A 17,693-nucleotide genomic window follows, 5' to 3' on the forward strand; every position below is an offset into this window, starting at 1 on the left:
CCCGTACGTATAGCGATCAAAATCTGGAATTTCGCAGCCAAGTCTGCCCCAGGCCTCGGACACGTCAAGCTGTGTGCCCGTTCCGTGACCAGATGTGCAAGATCCCGTCACGGCCGTGAGACGTTTTGGCGCCCGATTACCCCCGGTGAACTTGCCACGTTTGGCTTCCGGCGGGTTTGATGGCCGGTCCACGACGGACCGGTGGGTGCCGCGGAACCTGTAGCGTGCTCTAGCGAAGACCGATGACCTTACCGCTCTCATGCGGATCGATTCGACGGCGAGGACCGATGGCACCGACGCAGAGCCCCCAGGGCCCGTCCGATCCTGACGCCACCGGCTCCAATATCCCCGACGCACCGGAGATGTGGGGCAACGGCGGGCTGGTCGGCGATGGCCGCTACCGGCTCACGCGACGGCTCGGCCGCGGCGGTATGGCGGAGGTGTTCGCGGCCGAGGACGTACGTCTTGGCCGGACCGTCGCCGTGAAGCTGCTGCGTGCCGACCTCGCCGAGGACCCGGTTTCCAAGGCCCGCTTCACGCGGGAGGCACAGTCCGTGGCCGGGCTGAACCACCACGCGGTGGTGGCGGTATACGACTCCGGTGAGGACCTGGTCGGCGGCAATACCGTGCCGTACATCGTGATGGAGCTGGTCGAGGGCCACACCATCCGCGATCTGCTGCTCAACGCCGACGCCCCGCCGGCGGACCAGGCGCTGATCATCGTCTCCGGTGTGCTGGAGGCGCTGGCCTACAGCCACCAGCACGGCATCGTGCACCGGGACATCAAGCCCGCGAACGTGATCATCACGAACAGCGGCGCCGTGAAGGTCATGGACTTCGGCATCGCCCGCGCCCTGCACGGCGCCGCGTCCACCATGACCCAGACCGGCATGGTCATGGGCACGCCCCAGTACCTCTCCCCGGAGCAGGCGCTCGGCAAGACCGTCGACACCCGCTCCGACCTCTACGCCACCGGCTGTCTGCTCTACGAACTCCTCACCCTGCGGCCGCCGTTCACCGGCGAGACCCCGCTCTCGGTCGTCTACCAGCACGTGCAGGACATGCCGGTGGCGCCGTCCCATGTCGCCGACGCGGTGCCGCCGGAGCTGGACGGCCTGGTCATGCGGTCGCTGGCGAAGGACCCCGACGACCGCTTCCAGTCCGCCGAGGAGATGCGCGGCCTGGTCCAGTACTCGCTGCAGATGCTGCACGAGCAGGGCGGCCACACCGGCACCTGGAGCACCGGCCCCGTCGCCGTGCACGGGGGCGGCCTCACCCCGCCCATGGGCACCGCGGCCACCACGGCGCTGCCGCACCCCGACGCCGGCCAGACCACGGCGCAGCCGATTCTGACGCCCGGCAGGCGCGACGACGACGGCGGTTTCGACGGCGGGCCCCGGCCGGCCAAGGGTGGCCGCGGCAAGATCTGGCTGATCGCGGCGCTGGCGGTGATCGCCATTGCGGTGGGGGTGGCCTTCGCGATGCAGAACACCGGCGGCCAGGGCGAGAAGAAGGAGACTCCCACCACGCAGTCGCCGACGCCGTCGAAGGACGACAAGACGAGCGAGCCGCCGACGGAGGAGCCGAGCACCCCGGAGACCGAGCCCGACGACACGGGCGGTGACACCGGCACCTACTCCGAGCCGCCGACGCAGGAGCCCAGCACGCCGGAGACGTCCCAGCCGCCCACGTCGGAGCCGCCGACCTCGCAGCCGCCGACGTCCGAGCCGCCGACCGACGAGCCGTCGACCGAGCCCACGGACCCCACCGACCCCACCGACCCCACCGGCGGGACCGGTGACGGTGGCGCGGACACCGGTGGCCCGGACACCGGCGTGACGTCGGGCACGACCGGCTGACGGGGTCTCCCGCCGCAGTTCAGCGGGTGAACGCGTTCCGTACGGCCCGGTACTCGCGGGTCCACCACACGGCCAGTGCGGCCGCCGCCGGGAACTGTGGATCGGTGCGGCGGTCGCCCAGCTGGTAGCGCCAGGTGAGCATCCAGAAGTCGTTCAGCCGCTCCCACCACACCCGGTGGACGGCCGCCGCGAGTTCTTCGGCACCGGCTCCGCAGGCACTGCGGTAGGCGCCCGCGTACGCCGCCACCTTGGCCAGGTCCAGCGTGCCGCAGGGGCGTACGAAGAAGATCGCGGCGGCGCGTACCGCCTCCTCGGCGCGCGGCTGGACGCCCAGCCGGTCCCAGTCGACGATCGCGGTCGGTTCCGTGCCCCGGTAGAGCACATTCAGCGGGTGGAAGTCGCCGTGTGCCCAGCCCGCCGGGGGCTCCGCGCCGGCGTCCGGGCGGCGGTGCGCCTGCTCCGCCAGTAAGGCCCGGCGCTCCAGCAGACGGTGTTCGGCGAGCTCGTCGAAGCTGGTGCGCGGCCGGGCGCCGCGGGCCAGGGCCAGCAGCTCGTCGATCATCTCGAAGGTCCGCTCGGGGTCGGCGCCGGCGTCCGCGCAGGGCGGCCGGGGCGGATGCGGTTCGTCCGCCATGACCTCCTCCAGTGCGGTGTGCACGACCCCGAGCAGGGCGCCGAGCCGCCGGGACTGGCCGCGGGTCAGTGCGGCGCCGCCGAGGTGGCGCCCTTCGACCCAGGGGTGCAGGGCGTAGCAGCGGCCGTCGAGGACCGTGACGGTGCGGCCGTCCCCATGGGCGACGGGCGGGGCGACCGGCAGGCCGAGCGCGGCGAGCCGGTAGGTGGCGCGGTGCTGGCGGGTGAGGGCGGCGCGGTCGCCGTCGAGGTGGTGCTTGAGGAAGTAGCGGCCGCGGGTGGTGGCGAGGAAGTAGCCGTGGTTGAGCAGGCCCTCGGCGACGGGTTCACAGGACAGCGGCGCACCGGCGCCCGGGTAGTGGCGGAGCAGGGATCCGAGGGTGTCTCTGTCGGGCGTCGCCGCCGTCCGGACTACAGATGAGCGCAGCACGCGCCAGATGTTAGATCAACTAGGCCGGTCGGAGTGGGTGTGACGGAAGGCCTTACGCAGAGTGCGCGCGGGGGCGGACGGTACATCGGCTCCCGTTCGGCGAGGCCTGTCGGCAGCCGTGGCCCCGGTGCGGCCGTGCGCGGGGAGCGCGTGCCACCCCCTGCCGGTTCAGTGCCGTTCCGCCTGCATGCGGGCGACATAGGCGGCGGCCTGGGAACGGCGCTCCATTCCGAGCTTGGAAAGCAGGCTGGAGACGTAATTCTTGATCGTTTTCTCGGCGAGATGGAGCCGCTCACCGATGGCGCGATTGGTCATTCCCTCGCCGATCAGATCGAGGATCCTGCGCTCCTGATCGGTGAGGCTCGCCAGCCGGTCGTCGCCCTTCGCGGAGTTGCCGTCGCGCAGCCGCTCCAGCACCCGGGCGGTGGCCACGGGGTCGAGCAGTGACTTGCCGGCTGCCACCTCGCGCACCGCGGAGAGCAGTTCGTTCCCCCGGATGGCCTTGAGGACATAACCGGCCGCACCGGCCATGATCGCATCGAAAAGGGCCTCGTCATCCGCGAACGAGGTGAGCATCAGGCAGTTGATGTCCTCGTCCTGCGAACGGATCTCGCGGCAGACCTCGACACCGCTCCCGTCGGGCAGCCGGACATCGAGCACCGCGACGTCCGGACGGGTCGCCGGGATCCTGACCAGGGCATCTGCGGCCGTGCCCGCCTCCCCGACCACCTCGATGTCCTCCTCGACCGACAGCATTTCGTGGACGCCACGCCGGACGACTTCGTGATCATCGAGCAGGAATACCGTGATTTTTCCGTCTTCGCGCACCTCACCAGTCTCACACATCAACCCTTCCCGTGCTCCAGGTCACCGATATAACGTGCCGTTGTCCCGGCGGCCTGCAACGCTGTGACCAGGAGTTGTTCCAAGCCTTTGCGATTTACTTGGAAATCCAAGCAAAATCGCAGGTCAGCGCCGTTTCCACTTCGGCTTTGACAATGGGTAACGTGCAATGAGCAGGCCACTGTCCGGGAGCTTTGTTCCACCCGGATCCGGCCGCGATCGCACACACCCCGTGCGCCGTATCGGATACCGGGTGAGCCGCAATACGGCCACCGGCGGACCCCGGGGGCCGGACAGACGGAGGAGCAGCACGTGACCGTGGAAGGCACTGCGCAGCGGAAAAACGCCCGCGGCAGCAGCAAGCGCACCACCGCCAAAAAGGCGACGTCGGCGAAGAAGGCGTCCCCGGCCAAGGCCCGGAACTCCGGCCGGCCCGACCAGGCGGAGCAGGATCAGCTCGTACAACTGCTGACGCCCGAAGGTAAGCGGGTCGAGCACCCGGATTACTCGATCGACCTTTCGCCTGAAGAACTGCGCGGGCTCTACCGCGACATGGTGCTGACGCGGAAGTTCGATGCCGAGGCGACCACCCTCCAGCGCCAGGGCGAATTGGGCCTGTGGGCCTCGCTGCTGGGCCAGGAAGCCGCCCAGATCGGCTCCGGCCGCGCGCTGCGCGACGACGACTACGTCTTCCCGACCTACCGCGAACACGGTGTGGCCTGGTGCCGCGGGGTCGACCCGACGAACCTGCTGGGCATGTTCCGCGGTGTCAATCACGGCGGCTGGGACCCCAGCACCAACAACTTCCACCTCTACACCATCGTCATCGGCTCGCAGACGCTGCATGCGACCGGCTATGCGATGGGTGTGCAGAAGGACGGCGCGGATTCCGCGGTCATCGCGTATTTCGGTGATGGCGCCTCCAGCCAGGGAGATGTCGCGGAATCCTTCACCTTCTCCGCGGTCTACAACGCCCCGGTCGTGTTCTTCTGCCAGAACAACCAATGGGCGATTTCCGAACCCACCGAGAAGCAGACCCGGGTGCCGCTCTACCAGCGCGCCCGCGGCTTCGGATTCCCCGGCGTACGGGTCGACGGCAATGACGTACTGGCCTGTCTGGCGGTGACCAAGGCGGCGCTGGAGCGGGCGCGCACCGGCCAGGGCCCGATGCTCATCGAGGCGTTCACCTATCGCATGGGCGCGCACACCACCTCCGACGACCCGACGAAGTACCGGGCGGACGAGGAGCGGGCGGCCTGGGAGGCCAAGGACCCGATCCTGCGGCTGCGGACGTACCTGGAGGCCGAGGGCATCGTCGACGAGGCGTTTCTCGCGTCGATCGAAGAGGAGAGCGAGGCCCTGGGCAAGCGGGTCCGCGACGCCGTACGCGCCATGCCCGACCCGGACACCATGGCGATCTTCGAGAATGTCTATGCCGACGGGCATGCGCTCGTCGATGAGGAGCGCGCGCAGTTCGCCGCGTACCAGGCGTCGTTCGCCGACGCCGATGCTGTCGCGGAGGGGAACTGACCATGGCCGTCTTCGAGAAGATCACCATCGCCAAGGCGATCAATGAGTCGCTGCGCGCCTCCATGGAGGCCGACCCCAAGGTCCTCGTCATGGGTGAGGACGTCGGCAAGCTCGGCGGCGTCTTCCGCGTCACCGACGGTCTGCAGAAGGACTTCGGCGAGGACCGGGTGATCGACACCCCGCTCGCCGAGTCCGGCATCGTCGGTACCGCGATCGGTATGGCGCTGCGCGGCTACCGCCCGGTCGTCGAGATCCAGTTCGACGGCTTCGTCTTCCCCGCCTACGACCAGATCGTCACCCAGCTCGCGAAGATGCACGCCCGCGCGCTGGGCAAGGTCAAGGTGCCGGTCGTCATCCGCATCCCGTACGCGGGCGGCATCGGCGCGGTCGAGCACCACTCCGAGTCCCCCGAGGCGCTCTTCGCGCATGTCGCGGGCCTCAAGGTCGTCTCCCCCTCGAACTCCTCCGATGCCTACTGGATGCTCCAGCAGGCCATCGCGGGCGACGACCCGGTCATCTACTTCGAGCCCAAGCGCCGCTACCACGACAAGTCGCGGCTGGACACCGAGTCGATCCCGGACCCGCTGCACAAGGCGCGGGTCGCCCGGACCGGCTCCGACCTCACGCTGGCCGCCTACGGTCCGATGGTCAAGGTCTGCCAGGACGTCGCCAATGTCGCGGCCGAGGAGGGCAAGTCGCTCGAGGTCGTCGACCTGCGCTCGCTCTCCCCGATCGACTTCGACACCGTGCAGTCGTCGGTGCAGAAGACCGGCCGGCTGGTCGTCGTCCATGAGGCCCCGGTCTTCTTCGGCGCGGGTGCCGAGATCGCCGCCCGGATCACCGAGCGGTGCTTCTACCACCTGGAGGCCCCGGTCCTGCGGGTCGGCGGTTTCCACTCCCCGTACCCGCCCTCCCGTCTGGAGGACGAGTACCTTCCGGGACTGGACCGGGTGCTCGACGCGGTCGATCGCGCGTTGGCGTACTGAGGGTTTGAGGAGAGTTCGTGACCATGACTGCAAGTACCGCCAACGCTCAGCGCTTCCGCGAGTTCAAGATGCCCGACGTCGGCGAGGGGCTGACCGAGGCCGAGATCCTCAAGTGGTACGTCCAGCCGGGCGACACCGTCACCGACGGCCAGGTCGTCTGTGAGGTCGAGACCGCCAAGGCCGCCGTCGAGCTGCCCATTCCCTACGACGGGGTGGTGCACGAGCTGAACTTCGGCGAGGGCGTCACCGTCGACGTCGGCACCGTCATCATCTCCGTGGACACCGACCCCGGTGCCGGGCCCGCCACGGCACCGGCGCCGGCGCCGCAGGACGCCGCCAAGTCCGAGGAGGAGGCCGAGCCGCAGGGCCGGCAGGCGGTGCTGGTCGGCTACGGCGCCGCGCCGTCCTCGACCAAGCGCCGGGCCCGCAAGCCCCAGACCGGGGTTCCGGCCCAGCCGGAGCCCGTGAGCGCCGCGCTCCAGGCGGAGCTGAACGGGCGGACGGCACCGGCACCGGCCGCACCGCCCGCACCGGCCGCTCCCGTGACTCCGGTCGCGAACGGCGCAGCCGCCGGAGGCGTCGGCCGGCCGCTGGCCAAGCCGCCGGTGCGCAAGCTCGCCAAGGACCTCGGGATCGATCTGGCGACGATCGCCCCGACCGGGCCGGACGGCATCATCACCCGCGAGGACGTCCATGCGGCCGCCGCCCCGGCAGCGGCGCCCGCGGCCGCCGGGGTGCCCGGTCCGGCCCCCGCCGCCGAGGCCGTCGCCCCGGCCGGGACCGGTGTCCTCGACACCGCCGCCCGTGAGCGGCGGGTCCCGGTCAAGGGCGTACGCAAGGCCACCGCCCAGGCGATGGTGGCCAGCGCCTTCACCGCGCCGCATGTCACGGAGTTCATCACCGTCGATGTGACCCGCACGATGAAGCTCGTCCAGGAGCTCAAGCAGGACCCGGACATGGCGGGGCTGCGCGTCAACCCGCTGCTGCTCGTCGCCAAGGCCTTCCTGGTGGCCCTCAGGCGTCACCCGGAGGCCAATGCGTCCTGGGACGAGGCGCGTCAGGAGATCGTCTACAAGGACTACGTGAACCTCGGGATTGCGGCGGCCACCCCGCGTGGGCTGATCGTCCCGAACATCAAGGACGCCGGGGTCAAGACGCTGCCCCAACTCGCCGCGGAACTGGGCGATCTGGTCGCCACCGCCCGCGAGGGCAAGACCTCCCCGGCGGCGATGAGCGGTGGCACGGTCACCATCACCAACGTCGGCGTCTTCGGCGTCGACACCGGTACGCCGATCCTCAACCCGGGGGAGTCGGCGATCCTCGCCTTCGGCGCGGTCAAGCTCCAGCCGTGGGTCCACAAGGGCAAGGTGAAGGCACGCCAGGTCACCACCCTCGCGCTGTCCTTCGACCACCGGCTCATCGACGGCGAGCTGGGCTCCAAGCTGCTCGCGGATGTCGCGGCGGTGCTGGAGCGGCCGAAGCGGCTCATCACCTGGGGATGACGGAATGCGGGGCCGGGCGGTTCGGAGCGGTGTTTCACGTGAAACGCCGCCTCGGGTCCGCACCGGCCCTGTGGATGAGCAGCCGGTCGGCTGCCCCGCGCCACCGCTCCGGCCGTATGTCAGCTCCTACGCCGGATACCGGCAGGCCGGGCTGCCACCGGGCCGGCACCGTGGGCTTCCCTCGCCGCGGCTGACCCTGATCTGGTCTGGCGCCCAAGACCGCCGCCCGGGTCATCCGCTTCGACCGGGCGTGCCGGCTGCTCGGCGCCGAGGCCCGTACCGGCCGCGCACCGCTGCTGGCCGATCTGGCCGTGCGCTGCGGCTACTTCGACCAGGCCCATCTCGCCCGGGAGTTCCGCTCGCTGGCCGGCTGCCCGCCCAGCCAGTGGCTCGCCGAGGAGTTCCGAAACGTCCAAGCCGCCGGGGACGCCATCGGGGAACGCTGAAGCCGGCGGCCCACCGGGGGCCGCGTTCCGATCCAGGAGGTCCGGCGACCATGCCCGAGAACCTGTCCGACACCACACCCGCACCCCAGGTATGGCCGACGCTGCGGGCCCGTGATGCCCGTGCGCTGATCCGCTTCCTGGTCGATGCGTTCGGCTTCGAGGAGACCGTGGTCCACGGGGTGGGCGAGCGCGTCGAGCACGCCCAGCTCTCCTGGCCCGAAGGCGGCGGCATCATGCTCGGCTCCGTCAAGGAAGCGGAGAACGACCGCTGGCCGCTGCGGCCCGGGACGTTCGGGGGTTATGTCGTCACCGAGCGTCCCGACGAGCTGTGCGCCCGCGCCAGAGCGGCCGGAGCGGAGATCATCGAGGAGCTGACCGACACCGACTACGGCTCGCGGGGCTTCGGTGCCCGTGATCCCGAGGGCAATCTCTGGTCGTTCGGCACGTATCGCGGCGAGCCGCGCAAGGCGTAGCGGGCCGGCGACGGGGCCGGTGGCCGGTCAGCCGCGGATGAGTTGCACCGCGCGGCTGAAGTGCCCCACCGGCCCCGTCGGACCGGACTCGCCGGTGCGGGCGGCGCCGCGGGTCAGGGCGACGCCCGCCCACAGGCCGGCGACGATCAATGCCAGTACGACGGTGTTCCGCGTACGGCGGCCGGCGTTCGTCCTGGGCTGCATGGTCAACTCCCCTTGGGTGTCGGAGCCTCCCCGGCTCCCTGCCTCCATTCACCCATGAGATTCGCTGCGGTCCGTACGCGGCAGGTACGGACTCCTGTCCGCCTTGAGGTGGACTCGACATCCCTCTGGGGTCCCCCGTCCCGCCGTGGCCCGGAAAGGGTTTGCCGCAATCGGCCACCCTGTTTACGGTCGGCGAAATGAGCAGCGAAATGATCATCCGGCGCTATCGCCCGTCCGACCAGGACGTGGTCACCGACCTGTGGTCCCGGGCCGTGCGGCAGGCGCATCCGTTCCTTGACGGGGAGGGTGCGGGCGAACGGGCCCGGCTCCTCCGCGAGAGGTACCTCGTCCAGGCGGAGAACTGGGTGGCCGAACGTGAGGGCAGCGTCATCGGGCTGCTCGGAGTGCTGGCCGGGCCCGGGGACGGCAACGGGCCCGGGGCCGAGGTCGGCGGGCTGTGCGTGGCACCGGAGGCCCAAGGCGGCGGAGCCGGGCGGGAGTTGCTGGAGCATGCGGCGGCGCGGCACGGCGCGCTGACCCTGGAGGTCTTCGAGGACAACGGCCGGGCCCGCCGCTTCTGCGCGCACCTGGGCTTCTCGGAGCGGGGGCGGCGGACGGACGAGGAGACCGGCCGTCCGCTGATCACCCTGGAGCGCGCCGCGCCGCTGAAGTCGGTGGGCTGGCTGCACCTGCGGGAGGGGCGCCTGCTGAGCGTACGGACGCGGGGCAACGACACCTTCTATCTCCCGGGCGGCAAGTACGAGCCCGGGGAGACCGCACGCGAGGCGCTGTCGCGTGAACTCGGTGAGGAACTCGGCCTGGTGGTGCCCGTCGAAGAGCTGTCGGAGGCATTCGTCATCCATGACGTCGCCCACGGGAAGAACGGGCGCCGGCTGCACATGACCTGCTTCACCGGCGGGCCCCAGGACATTGCACCGGTCCCCGGCCGGGAGATCGCCGAATACGCCTGGTTCGACCGCCGGGAGGGGCGGGAGCGCTGTGCGCCCGCCCATGCGCAGGTCGTGGACCGGTTGGTCGCGCAGGGGCGGATGCCGGGCTGAGGGCACCGCGGGGCGGCGGACGGGCCGGGGCGCCCGCGCACGGGAGCCGGCTGCCGCTCCGCCGCCACGACCGCCCATAACGCCTCTACCAGGACAAACGTGGCCTCCTCTGTCCGCATCGCGGAATGAGGTGCCGCACGCATACCTGTTGTATCTATCCTGTGCACATGCCCTCAGCGTCCACGCCCACCGCTCCTGTCAGAGAGTCCGCCGCCAAGCAGCCGCCCGCCGCCGAGCGGGTCTATGCGCACATCAAGGACGCCGTCCTGGAGCGCCGCTACGAGGGCGGCATGCTGCTCACCGAGGGGGAGCTGGCCGATGCCGTGGGGGTGTCGCGGACGCCGGTGCGCGAGGCGCTGCTGCGGCTGGAGGTCGAGGGGCTGATCAAGCTCTACCCCAAGAAGGGCGCACTGGTCCTGCCGGTCTCCGCGCAGGAGATCGCCGATGTCGTCGAGACCCGGCTGCTGGTGGAAAAGCATGCCGCGGCCAAGGCGGTGCCCGCGAGCGAGGCGCTGGTGGGCGAGCTGACCGAGCTGCTGGAGACGATGCGGGAGCAGGCCGCCTCCGGCGATCTGGCCGCGGTGTCCGTCACCGACCGCGCCTTCCACGCCGCCATCGTGCGCAGCGCCGGCAATCAGATCCTCGACCGGCTGTATGAGCAGCTGCGCGACCGTCAGCTGCGGATGGGCGTTGCGGTGATGCATGCCCACCCGGACCGGATTGCCAAGAACATCACCGAGCATGCGGAGATCCTGGAGGCGCTGCGCGCCGGTGACGCGGACGCCGCGACCGATGTCGTGCAGCGGCACGTCAGTTGGGTCCGCAACCTCGCGCAGGGCGACGTGCGATGAGCGCCGGCGGTGGAAGTGCCGGCAGCGGAAGCGCCGGCGGCTCCCTCGGTTCGGACGGCTCCGGTATAGGCGGCGGCTCCGCCCGGCTGATGCCCGCGGACCCGCCCGGCGGCTGTCGGGCGATGGCCGTCTGGGGCATCGGCGTCGCGGTCTACTTCGTCGCGATCACCTACCGCACCAGCCTCGGTGTGGCCGGGCTGGACGCCGCCGAGCGCTTCCACATCAACGCCTCGGCGCTGTCGACGTTCTCCATCCTCCAGCTGCTGGTGTACGCGGGGATGCAGATCCCCGTCGGCCTGCTGGTCGACCGGCTCGGCGCCAAGAAGGTGCTGACGCTCGGCGTGGTGCTCTACACCGTCGGCCAGTTCGGCTTTGCGCTCTCCTCGTCGTACGCCATGGCCCTCGGCTCGCGGGCGCTGCTCGGCTGCGGGGACGCATTGACCTTCATCAGCGTGCTGCGGCTCGGCTCCCGGTGGTTCCCGGCCCGCCGTGGCCCGATGATCGCCCAGATCGCCGCGCTGGTCGGGATGGCGGGCAATCTGGTCTCCACGCTCGTCCTCGCCCGGTTCCTGCACTCCTTCGGCTGGACCCCGACCTTCGCCGCCAGCGCCGTCGGCGGGATCGTCGTGCTGATCGTGCTGCTGCTCTTCCTCAAGGACCACCCCGAGGGCTTTGAGCCGCCGCCCGCATCCGCCGAGCACACCGGCGCCGGGTTCGTGCGTCGGCAGATCGCGGACGCCTGGCGTGAGCCCGGCACCCGGCTGGGGATGTGGGTGCACTTCACCACCCAGTTCCCCGCGATGGTGTTCCTGCTGCTCTGGGGCCTGCCGTTCCTGGTCGAGGCGCAGGGGCTGTCCCGCGGCACCGCCGGTGAACTGCTCACCCTCGTGGTGCTCTCCAACATGGCGGTGGGGCTGGTCTACGGCCAGGTCATCGCCCGCCACCACGCGGCCCGTACCCCGCTGGCACTGGGCACCGTGGGCGCCACGGCGCTGATGTGGGCGGTCGTGCTGGCCTGGCCGGCCGCTCATGTGCCGATGGGGCTGCTGATCGCGCTGTGTACGGTGCTGGGCGCCTGTGGCCCCGCCTCGATGATCGGCTTCGACTACGCGCGGCCCGCCAATCCGCCCGAGCGTCAGGGCACCGCCTCCGGCATCGTCAACATGGGCGGCTTCACCGCCTCGATGACGACTCTGCTCGCCGTCGGTGTGCTGCTGGACGCGACCGGGGACAACTACCGGATCGCCTTCGCCTCGATCTTCGTCCTGGAGGCGCTCGGCGTTTCGCAGATCCTGCGGCTGCGCCGGCGGGCGGCGCGACGCGAGCGTGAACGGCTCGTCGTCAGCCGGGTCGAGGCGGTTCACGTTCCCGCGTAAGGCGGCCGGGGGCTCGGTGGCCGGGTCCGTTTCACGTGAAACGGACAGGGCTGTTTCACGTGAAACGGCTCATGCTCCGGGGTCGGCTCTCGTTCTCCGGCCGTCCGACGTCCGCAGGGGCGTGGATGAGGCGGATGCCCGCCGGGGTCCCTCCACCCGCCCCTGGCGCTACGGCGTGACGGCGAAGTGGTCCAGGATCGCTGCGGCCAGTTCGGCGTCGCCCTCGATCTTGACCTGCTCGGCGACAGCCGCCGGACGCACCCGGCCGCAGGCCAGCTGGTGGAAGGTGTCCCAGTCCAGGGCGAGCGTCACGGTCGGGCCGAGCGAGACACTGCCGTCGATCGTGGCGTTGCCCTCGGCGTCGATGCGGACCGTACGCAGGAATTCCAGTGGTCCGCTGACGTCGAAGACCACCGCTGAATCGGCGGGCGCCTGGGCCCGCTTGGCGACGACGCCGGGCAGCGTCTTCACCAGCAGATCGCGCGTCACCTGCGCGCCGGGGGAGTCGAGATTGCCGGGCTTGCCGAGCGCCCGGCGCAGGTCCTGCTCATGCGCCCAGACATCGAACGCCCGCTGCTGCAGCACGAATTCCAGCGAACGGTCCTCGCCGAGCGGGCTGCGCACCACGGCGTCCGGCTGGCGGGACTCGTTGCGCAGCTGCCGGGAGCGGCGGATGACGGTGTATTCGAGCTCGCCGAGCATCTCCGGCGCAGTGTGGTGCCGACGGACATCGACCTGCACCTCCATCCGTCGCGCCGACTCGCTGCGGACGTGGTAGAGATCGCGCGGCAGGGTGTGGATCGGCCGTGGGTCGCCCAGCATCTCGCATTCCAGGCCGATGACATGGGAGACGACATCGCGCACGGACCATCCTGGCAGGCCCGTCGCCCTGTTCCACTCGCCCTCGACGAGCGGAGTAACCAGCTCGGCTATCGCTTCTATGGAGTGAGTCCAGGCATCGATGGAGGACTGAAGGCTGGGATGGACGGTCACGGGACCCCTCGGACGGTTCGTACGCGGGCTGCTTGTCTGTGCAGTTAAGTTACGCTGCGCACGGGCACCCCGGCAGTGCTTTCGGACGACCATCGTAGGCCGATGTTTCCCGGCCGCAGAGGGGTGCGCCGTACGCCCGGAACGCGTGCTTCTAGTCCTCCCCGCGCTCCCGCTCCGCCAGCCGGATCACACACACCGCGATGGCGATCAGCAGTGGCGGATCCGCGTCGTCCCGTACGACATTGACCGCATAGGAGTCACGCACCGTCAGCCAGCGCCGCGAGATCTCGGCGAGCAGTTCGCCCTCGTACTCGATCGCGAACTCCCGGTCCAGGATCTTTCCGCTGACGTCCAGCTCGGTGCCGTCCACCAGCTCCACGCGGTAGTGGTTGCGCAGCAGCGAGAGCCGTTTGCGCTTGATCGTGGCCAGCGGCTGGTCGTCCCGCTCGATGGTCATCGTGTCGCGCAGGCTGAGCATCTTCTTGCGGATGGTGATCAGCACCCGCCGCTCGGGGTCCTTCAGCTCAAAGGTCTCCCGCAGCCGCAGCGCCTTCCCGTCCACGAGGAAGGCGTGCCGTCCGTGCTCGTCCTCGATCCAGTAGTCGTCACCGATGCCGAAGATGCGGTCGCGTACCACGTACTTACCAGGGCGCGGGGATGCTTCCCCGGGAGATTGCTGCATGGCTGACGTGTTCCCCCGGGGCCCTGCGGAATGCGCACGCACCGGAGTGACGTTGAATGTCCACATGGCTTCACGTGCACGCGTCCGCGCCCCCGAGCTGACCGGCAAGGGCGGCTGGCTGAACACCGGCAACAAGGCTCTGACCCTCTCCGACCTGCGAGGACGCATTGTCGTCGTGGATTTCTGGACCTTTTGCTGTGTGAACTGTCTGCATGTCCTGGATGAGCTGCGGGAGCTGGAGGAGCGGCACCGCGACACGGTCGTGATCATCGGCGTGCACTCCCCGAAGTTCGTGCATGAGGCCGAGCACCAGGCCGTCGTGGACGCCGTGGAGCGGTACGGCGTGGAGCACCCGGTCCTCGACGACCCCGAGCTCAGCACCTGGAAGCAGTACGCGGTACGGGCCTGGCCGACGCTCGTGGTGATCGACCCCGAGGGATATGTCGTCGCCCAGCACGCCGGCGAGGGCCATGCGCACGCCATCGAGAAGCTCGTCGAGGAGCTGGAGGCCGAGCACACGGCGAAGGGCACTCTGCGCCGCGGGGACGGTCCCTACGTACCGCCGGAGCCGGTCGCCACCGATCTGCGCTTCCCCGGCAAGGTGGTCCGGCTGCCGGGCGGCAGCTTCCTCGTCTCGGACACCACCCGGCATCAGCTGGTGGAGCTGGCGGCGGACGGTGAGCAGGTGCTGCGCCGGATCGGCACCGGCGAGCGCGGGCTGACCGCGGACTCCTTCAACGAGCCGCAGGGCCTGGCGCTGCTGCCCGACGGCAGGGTGGCCGTCGCGGACACGGTCAACCACGCCCTCCGCGTCTTCGACCCCGGCAGTGGCGCGCTGGAGACGGTGGCCGGCACCGGCAAGCAGTGGTGGCAGGGCTCCCCGACCGCGGGCCCGGCCCGCGAGGTGGACCTCTCCTCGCCGTGGGACCTCGCCTGGTGGCAGGACCGGCTGTGGATCGCGATGGCCGGGGTGCACCAGCTGTGGACGTACGACCCGGCCGCCGGCACGGTCCAGGTCGCGGCCGGCACGACCAACGAGGGCCTGGTGGACGGCCCGGCGGCCGAGGCGTGGTTCGCCCAGCCGTCCGGGCTCGCGGCGGCCGGCGACCGGCTGTGGATCGCGGATTCGGAGACCAGCGCGGTCCGCTGGGTGGAGCGCGCCGACGCGGGCGACGGCTATGTCATCCGTACGGCCGTCGGCACCGGCCTGTTCGACTTCGGACACCGCGACGGCGCCGCCGACCAGGCGCTGCTGCAGCATCCGCTGGGGGTGACCGCGCTGCCCGACGGCTCGGTCGCCGTCGCGGACACCTACAACCACGCACTGCGCCGCTTCGACCCCGCGAGCGGCGAGGTGACGACGCTGGCGAAGGATCTGCGCGAGCCGTCCGCCGCGGTGCTCGTCGATGGCGACATCGTGGTGGTGGAGTCGGCGCGGCACCGGCTGACCCGGCTGCGGCTGCCGGAGGAGGCGATCCGCGTCGAGTCGGTGGCGCACCGGACCCAGCGCGCGGCCACCGAGGTCGCTCCGGGCGCGCTGCGGCTGGAGGTGGTCTTCCAGGCCCCGGCGGGCCAGAAGCTCGACACCCGCTACGGGCCCTCGACGCGGCTGCTGGTCAGCGCGACGCCGCCGGAGCTGCTCGCCGACGGCGCGGGCGCCGGCACCGACCTCACACGGGATCTGGTGTTTGCGGACGGCGTGACCGAGGGCGTGCTGCATGTCTCGGCGATGGCCGCGTCCTGTGACGACGCCCCGGACATCGAGTACCCCGCCTGCCATGTACACCAGCAGGACTGGGGCGTCCCGGTCGAGATCACTGAGGGCGGGGTGGCCCGGCTGGGGCTCGTCCTGGCCGGGCTGGACGCCGAGTAGGAGCGCGGACCCCGGGCTCGTCGCCCCACCCCGGGGCTGGTCGACCGGATCCTGGGGCTCGCTGACGAGCCCCGGGCCGGGGCCGGCGGGCAGGGACGCCCGAGGCGCCGGGGTTACTTCCCGACGCCGCCCGCCAGCTGTGCCCCGTGAATGCTGGAGCTCCAGTTGGTGACCTTGCTCTTGCCGACGGAGATGTGGAGCCGCTTCTCCGCGAAGTTCACGGTGGCCGGGCCGTGCGTGACGGAGCTCGCCGAGATGCCCATGAAGTCGATGGCCACCGACTTCTGCTCGCTGCCCTTGGTGGCCGCGCTGTTGGTGGGGATCACGGCGTAGGCGTAGCCGTGGGCGGGCACGGTGATCCGGGTGCCGTCGAGGTGGCCGGGCGTGCCCTGCAGCAGGGGCAGCGGGTCCTTGGCGTTGCTGAAGCGCAGCAGCGGCGCGTTGTAGAGCTTGCAGTCGCGGCTGGTGGAGTTCTTGAACTTCACGGCCACATGGCTCTTCGGGCCGGTCTGCTGGGAGAACGTGACCTTGTACGTGCTGGGGTAGCAGTCCGGCACCCGCCGCGACGCCGCTCCCGTGCCCGCCTCTGCCGCACCGCCACCGATGATCTTGCGCTTCTTGCTCTTGGAAGACGAGGAGGACGACTTCTTCGACTTCTTCGAGGAGTGGCTGTTGCAGCCGGTCAGCGCGAGCGAGCCGGCCAGCCCGAGGGCCAGCGCGGCGTATGCGGCGGAGCGGTGGCGGGAGCGGCGTGCGGTCATGGGTGGTTCCCCCAGTGAGTTGCTGCGTACCAGCGAGGTGTGTCTGTCATGGCACGGCCACGATATCCATTGCCGGTCAATGCGCCAGGGTGGGTGCGTCGTGCGCCCTGACGAAATGGCGTCATCGCAGGTCATAGGGGGTTTGTGTGGCGTCGGGGCCGGTCCGTGACGGGGGTGAAGATCAACCTGATGAGGGGTGAAGATCCGGTCCGGAGCGGGGCTGTTCGGAGCGGGCCGAAGAGTCAGCCCGGGCAGCCGGGCAGTGCGGTGTTCTCGACCTGTTCCGGGCGAATGTGGATGGCCGGCACCCACACCTGGTCGCCGTCGTGATCGACCCGGAACCACATGCTGCTGTGCCCGCCCACCTCATCGGTGACCGTGATCCCGTTGGCGATCCGGCAGACTGCGCGCAGTATCTCGCCGTGCCAGACATGGCCCACGACATTGGAGCGGCGATAGAGCCGGTACGGATCGCGGGCCAGCCCGAGCGCGCAGTTCTCGGTGCGCCGGTGCTGACAGCCCCGTTCGACATTGTGGACGGTGATCCGGGCGGACCCGGTGGCCGACGCCGCGCTCTTCGCGCCCGGTGCCCGGCCGTCACCGACGTGCTCCGGCGACCCGTTCGAGCTGGTCAGCGCTGGTACGGCCAGCGCCGCGGCGATGAGCACCGCGGCGGTCCCGAGCCCGGCGAGCAGCATCCGCCGCCGGCGCCGACCGGCCGTCGCCGCGGCCCCGGCGTCCGTCCCGGCGCCGTCGGCCGGGTCCTCGGCGTCCGCCCCGGGCCCCCCGCCGGACGCACCGTCCCGCTCCGCCGCCCGCTCTCCCGCGTCCGCCGCCTCCTGGGCGCGGTGCAGCAGTTCGACGAGTGCGGGCAGCCGGTTCTCACCGGTGAAGGAGAGCTTGCACCACTGCACCAGCAGCCGTTCGTCGGGCAGGCTCTGACCCCGCAGATAGCGGGACAGGGAGGAGCGGCTGGCGGGCAGCCGACTCTCCAACTGCTTCAGGCTGTAGCCGAGTTCGCCGTGTATGTGACGTAAGGCGGTGACGAAGTCCCGTACCGGGCCGGAGAGTTCGTCGGGCAGCGGGGCCAGGGGTTTGCGGCGGACATGAGCGGCGTGGTTCTGATGGCCGGGCACGTCTCGCATTCCAGCACAGCGGGCATGCACGCGCGAGGGGTACTTCCGCTCCCC

At 70.7% G+C, this 17,693-nt stretch carries 17 protein-coding genes; 10 read left to right on the forward strand and 7 right to left on the reverse strand.

The window, feature by feature from the left end; translation table 11 throughout:
• The first annotated feature begins 287 nt into the window (after positions 1-287).
• A complete protein-coding gene (locus AB0C46_RS17645) occupies positions 288-1,859 on the forward strand; it encodes a protein kinase (RefSeq protein ID WP_362828694.1) in 1,572 nt (523 codons plus the stop codon).
• Between the two features lie 19 nt (positions 1,860-1,878).
• Here AB0C46_RS17645 and AB0C46_RS17650 read toward each other — a convergent pair whose 3' ends face one another.
• Together AB0C46_RS17650 and AB0C46_RS17655 are read right to left on the reverse strand one after the other, a co-directional pair.
• Positions 1,879-2,922, reverse strand: coding sequence for a phosphotransferase (locus AB0C46_RS17650; RefSeq protein WP_362828695.1), 1,044 nt, complete (start codon positions 2,920-2,922; stop codon positions 1,879-1,881).
• Positions 2,923-3,090: 168 nt separating this feature from the next.
• On the reverse strand, positions 3,091-3,750 hold the full coding sequence (locus AB0C46_RS17655; RefSeq protein WP_362828824.1) for a response regulator transcription factor: 660 nt from the start codon (positions 3,748-3,750) through the stop codon (positions 3,091-3,093).
• Between the two features lie 327 nt (positions 3,751-4,077).
• Between AB0C46_RS17655 and pdhA the strand changes: the two genes are divergently transcribed.
• From pdhA to AB0C46_RS17680, 5 genes are all read left to right on the forward strand, one after another.
• Positions 4,078-5,295, forward strand: coding sequence for a pyruvate dehydrogenase (acetyl-transferring) E1 component subunit alpha (gene pdhA / locus AB0C46_RS17660; RefSeq protein ID WP_362828696.1), 1,218 nt, complete (start codon positions 4,078-4,080; stop codon positions 5,293-5,295).
• A 2-nt stretch (positions 5,296-5,297) separates the two neighbouring features.
• Complete coding sequence (locus tag AB0C46_RS17665; protein ID WP_362828697.1) at positions 5,298-6,281, forward strand: alpha-ketoacid dehydrogenase subunit beta; 984 nt, start codon at positions 5,298-5,300, stop codon at positions 6,279-6,281.
• A gap of 23 nt (positions 6,282-6,304) precedes the next feature.
• A complete protein-coding gene (locus AB0C46_RS17670) occupies positions 6,305-7,783 on the forward strand; it encodes a dihydrolipoamide acetyltransferase family protein (protein ID WP_362828698.1) in 1,479 nt (492 codons plus the stop codon).
• A 257-nt stretch (positions 7,784-8,040) separates the two neighbouring features.
• Positions 8,041-8,229 (forward strand): hypothetical protein, encoded by a 189-nt coding sequence (locus AB0C46_RS17675; protein ID WP_362828825.1) that lies wholly within the window; start codon positions 8,041-8,043, stop codon positions 8,227-8,229.
• A 50-nt stretch (positions 8,230-8,279) separates the two neighbouring features.
• A complete protein-coding gene (locus AB0C46_RS17680; RefSeq protein ID WP_362828699.1) occupies positions 8,280-8,702 on the forward strand; it encodes a VOC family protein in 423 nt (140 codons plus the stop codon).
• A 27-nt stretch (positions 8,703-8,729) separates the two neighbouring features.
• Here the strand turns inward: AB0C46_RS17680 and AB0C46_RS17685 are convergent, their stop codons facing one another.
• Positions 8,730-8,906 carry a hypothetical protein gene (locus AB0C46_RS17685; protein WP_362828700.1) on the reverse strand — a complete coding sequence of 59 codons (177 nt, stop codon included), beginning with the start codon at positions 8,904-8,906 and terminating at the stop codon, positions 8,730-8,732.
• 197 nt (positions 8,907-9,103) lie between these two features.
• Between AB0C46_RS17685 and AB0C46_RS17690 the strand changes: the two genes are divergently transcribed.
• From AB0C46_RS17690 to AB0C46_RS17700, 3 genes are all read left to right on the forward strand, one after another.
• The gene (locus AB0C46_RS17690; protein WP_362828701.1) at positions 9,104-9,967 is read left to right on the forward strand and encodes a GNAT family N-acetyltransferase; all 864 of its coding nucleotides are present in this window, start codon (positions 9,104-9,106) and stop codon (positions 9,965-9,967) included.
• Between the two features lie 167 nt (positions 9,968-10,134).
• Positions 10,135-10,818 carry a GntR family transcriptional regulator gene (locus AB0C46_RS17695; protein ID WP_362828702.1) on the forward strand — a complete coding sequence of 228 codons (684 nt, stop codon included), beginning with the start codon at positions 10,135-10,137 and terminating at the stop codon, positions 10,816-10,818.
• A gap of 122 nt (positions 10,819-10,940) precedes the next feature.
• Positions 10,941-12,194 (forward strand): MFS transporter, encoded by a 1,254-nt coding sequence (locus AB0C46_RS17700; protein WP_362828826.1) that lies wholly within the window; start codon positions 10,941-10,943, stop codon positions 12,192-12,194.
• Between the two features lie 168 nt (positions 12,195-12,362).
• On the opposite strand, the gene AB0C46_RS17705 is transcribed toward AB0C46_RS17700, so the two are convergent.
• Together AB0C46_RS17705 and AB0C46_RS17710 are read right to left on the reverse strand one after the other, a co-directional pair.
• Positions 12,363-13,187, reverse strand: coding sequence for a maleylpyruvate isomerase family mycothiol-dependent enzyme (locus AB0C46_RS17705; protein ID WP_362828703.1), 825 nt, complete (start codon positions 13,185-13,187; stop codon positions 12,363-12,365).
• A 151-nt stretch (positions 13,188-13,338) separates the two neighbouring features.
• Positions 13,339-13,869, reverse strand: a complete 531-nt coding sequence (locus AB0C46_RS17710) for an LURP-one-related family protein (RefSeq protein WP_362828704.1) — start codon at positions 13,867-13,869, stop codon at positions 13,339-13,341.
• Positions 13,870-13,933: 64 nt separating this feature from the next.
• On the opposite strand from AB0C46_RS17710, the gene AB0C46_RS17715 reads away from it, so the two are divergent.
• Entirely contained in the window at positions 13,934-15,742 is a 1,809-nt protein-coding gene (locus AB0C46_RS17715; RefSeq protein ID WP_362828705.1) for an NHL domain-containing thioredoxin family protein, read from the forward strand.
• 113 nt (positions 15,743-15,855) lie between these two features.
• On the opposite strand, the gene AB0C46_RS17720 is transcribed toward AB0C46_RS17715, so the two are convergent.
• Entirely contained in the window at positions 15,856-16,503 is a 648-nt protein-coding gene (locus tag AB0C46_RS17720) for a DUF4232 domain-containing protein (protein WP_362828706.1), read from the reverse strand.
• 242 nt (positions 16,504-16,745) lie between these two features.
• The gene (locus AB0C46_RS17725) at positions 16,746-17,639 is read right to left on the reverse strand and encodes a helix-turn-helix transcriptional regulator (RefSeq protein ID WP_362828707.1); all 894 of its coding nucleotides are present in this window, start codon (positions 17,637-17,639) and stop codon (positions 16,746-16,748) included.
• Between the last annotated feature and the right edge of the window lie 54 nt (positions 17,640-17,693).

The organism is Streptomyces sp. NPDC048637 (assembly GCF_040650675.1).
Lineage (GTDB): Bacteria > Actinomycetota > Actinomycetes > Streptomycetales > Streptomycetaceae > Streptomyces.

What these genes read in the sequence shown, in the direction of transcription:
- AB0C46_RS17710 (WP_362828704.1), bottom strand. Translation starts at nt 13,869, where the DNA reads ATGCAGCAATCTCCCGGGGAAGCATCCCCGCGCCCTGGTAAGTACGTG.
- AB0C46_RS17715 (WP_362828705.1), top strand. Translation starts at nt 13,934, where the DNA reads ATGGCTTCACGTGCACGCGTCCGCGCCCCCGAGCTGACCGGCAAGGGC.
- AB0C46_RS17680 (WP_362828699.1), top strand. Translation starts at nt 8,280, where the DNA reads ATGCCCGAGAACCTGTCCGACACCACACCCGCACCCCAGGTATGGCCG.
- AB0C46_RS17700 (WP_362828826.1), top strand. Translation starts at nt 10,941, where the DNA reads ATGGCCGTCTGGGGCATCGGCGTCGCGGTCTACTTCGTCGCGATCACC.
- AB0C46_RS17670 (WP_362828698.1), top strand. Translation starts at nt 6,305, where the DNA reads ATGACTGCAAGTACCGCCAACGCTCAGCGCTTCCGCGAGTTCAAGATG.
- AB0C46_RS17665 (WP_362828697.1), top strand. Translation starts at nt 5,298, where the DNA reads ATGGCCGTCTTCGAGAAGATCACCATCGCCAAGGCGATCAATGAGTCG.
- AB0C46_RS17720 (WP_362828706.1), bottom strand. Translation starts at nt 16,503, where the DNA reads ATGACCGCACGCCGCTCCCGCCACCGCTCCGCCGCATACGCCGCGCTG.
- AB0C46_RS17685 (WP_362828700.1), bottom strand. Translation starts at nt 8,906, where the DNA reads ATGCAGCCCAGGACGAACGCCGGCCGCCGTACGCGGAACACCGTCGTA.
- AB0C46_RS17645 (WP_362828694.1), top strand. Translation starts at nt 288, where the DNA reads ATGGCACCGACGCAGAGCCCCCAGGGCCCGTCCGATCCTGACGCCACC.
- AB0C46_RS17695 (WP_362828702.1), top strand. Translation starts at nt 10,135, where the DNA reads ATGCCCTCAGCGTCCACGCCCACCGCTCCTGTCAGAGAGTCCGCCGCC.
- AB0C46_RS17690 (WP_362828701.1), top strand. Translation starts at nt 9,104, where the DNA reads ATGAGCAGCGAAATGATCATCCGGCGCTATCGCCCGTCCGACCAGGAC.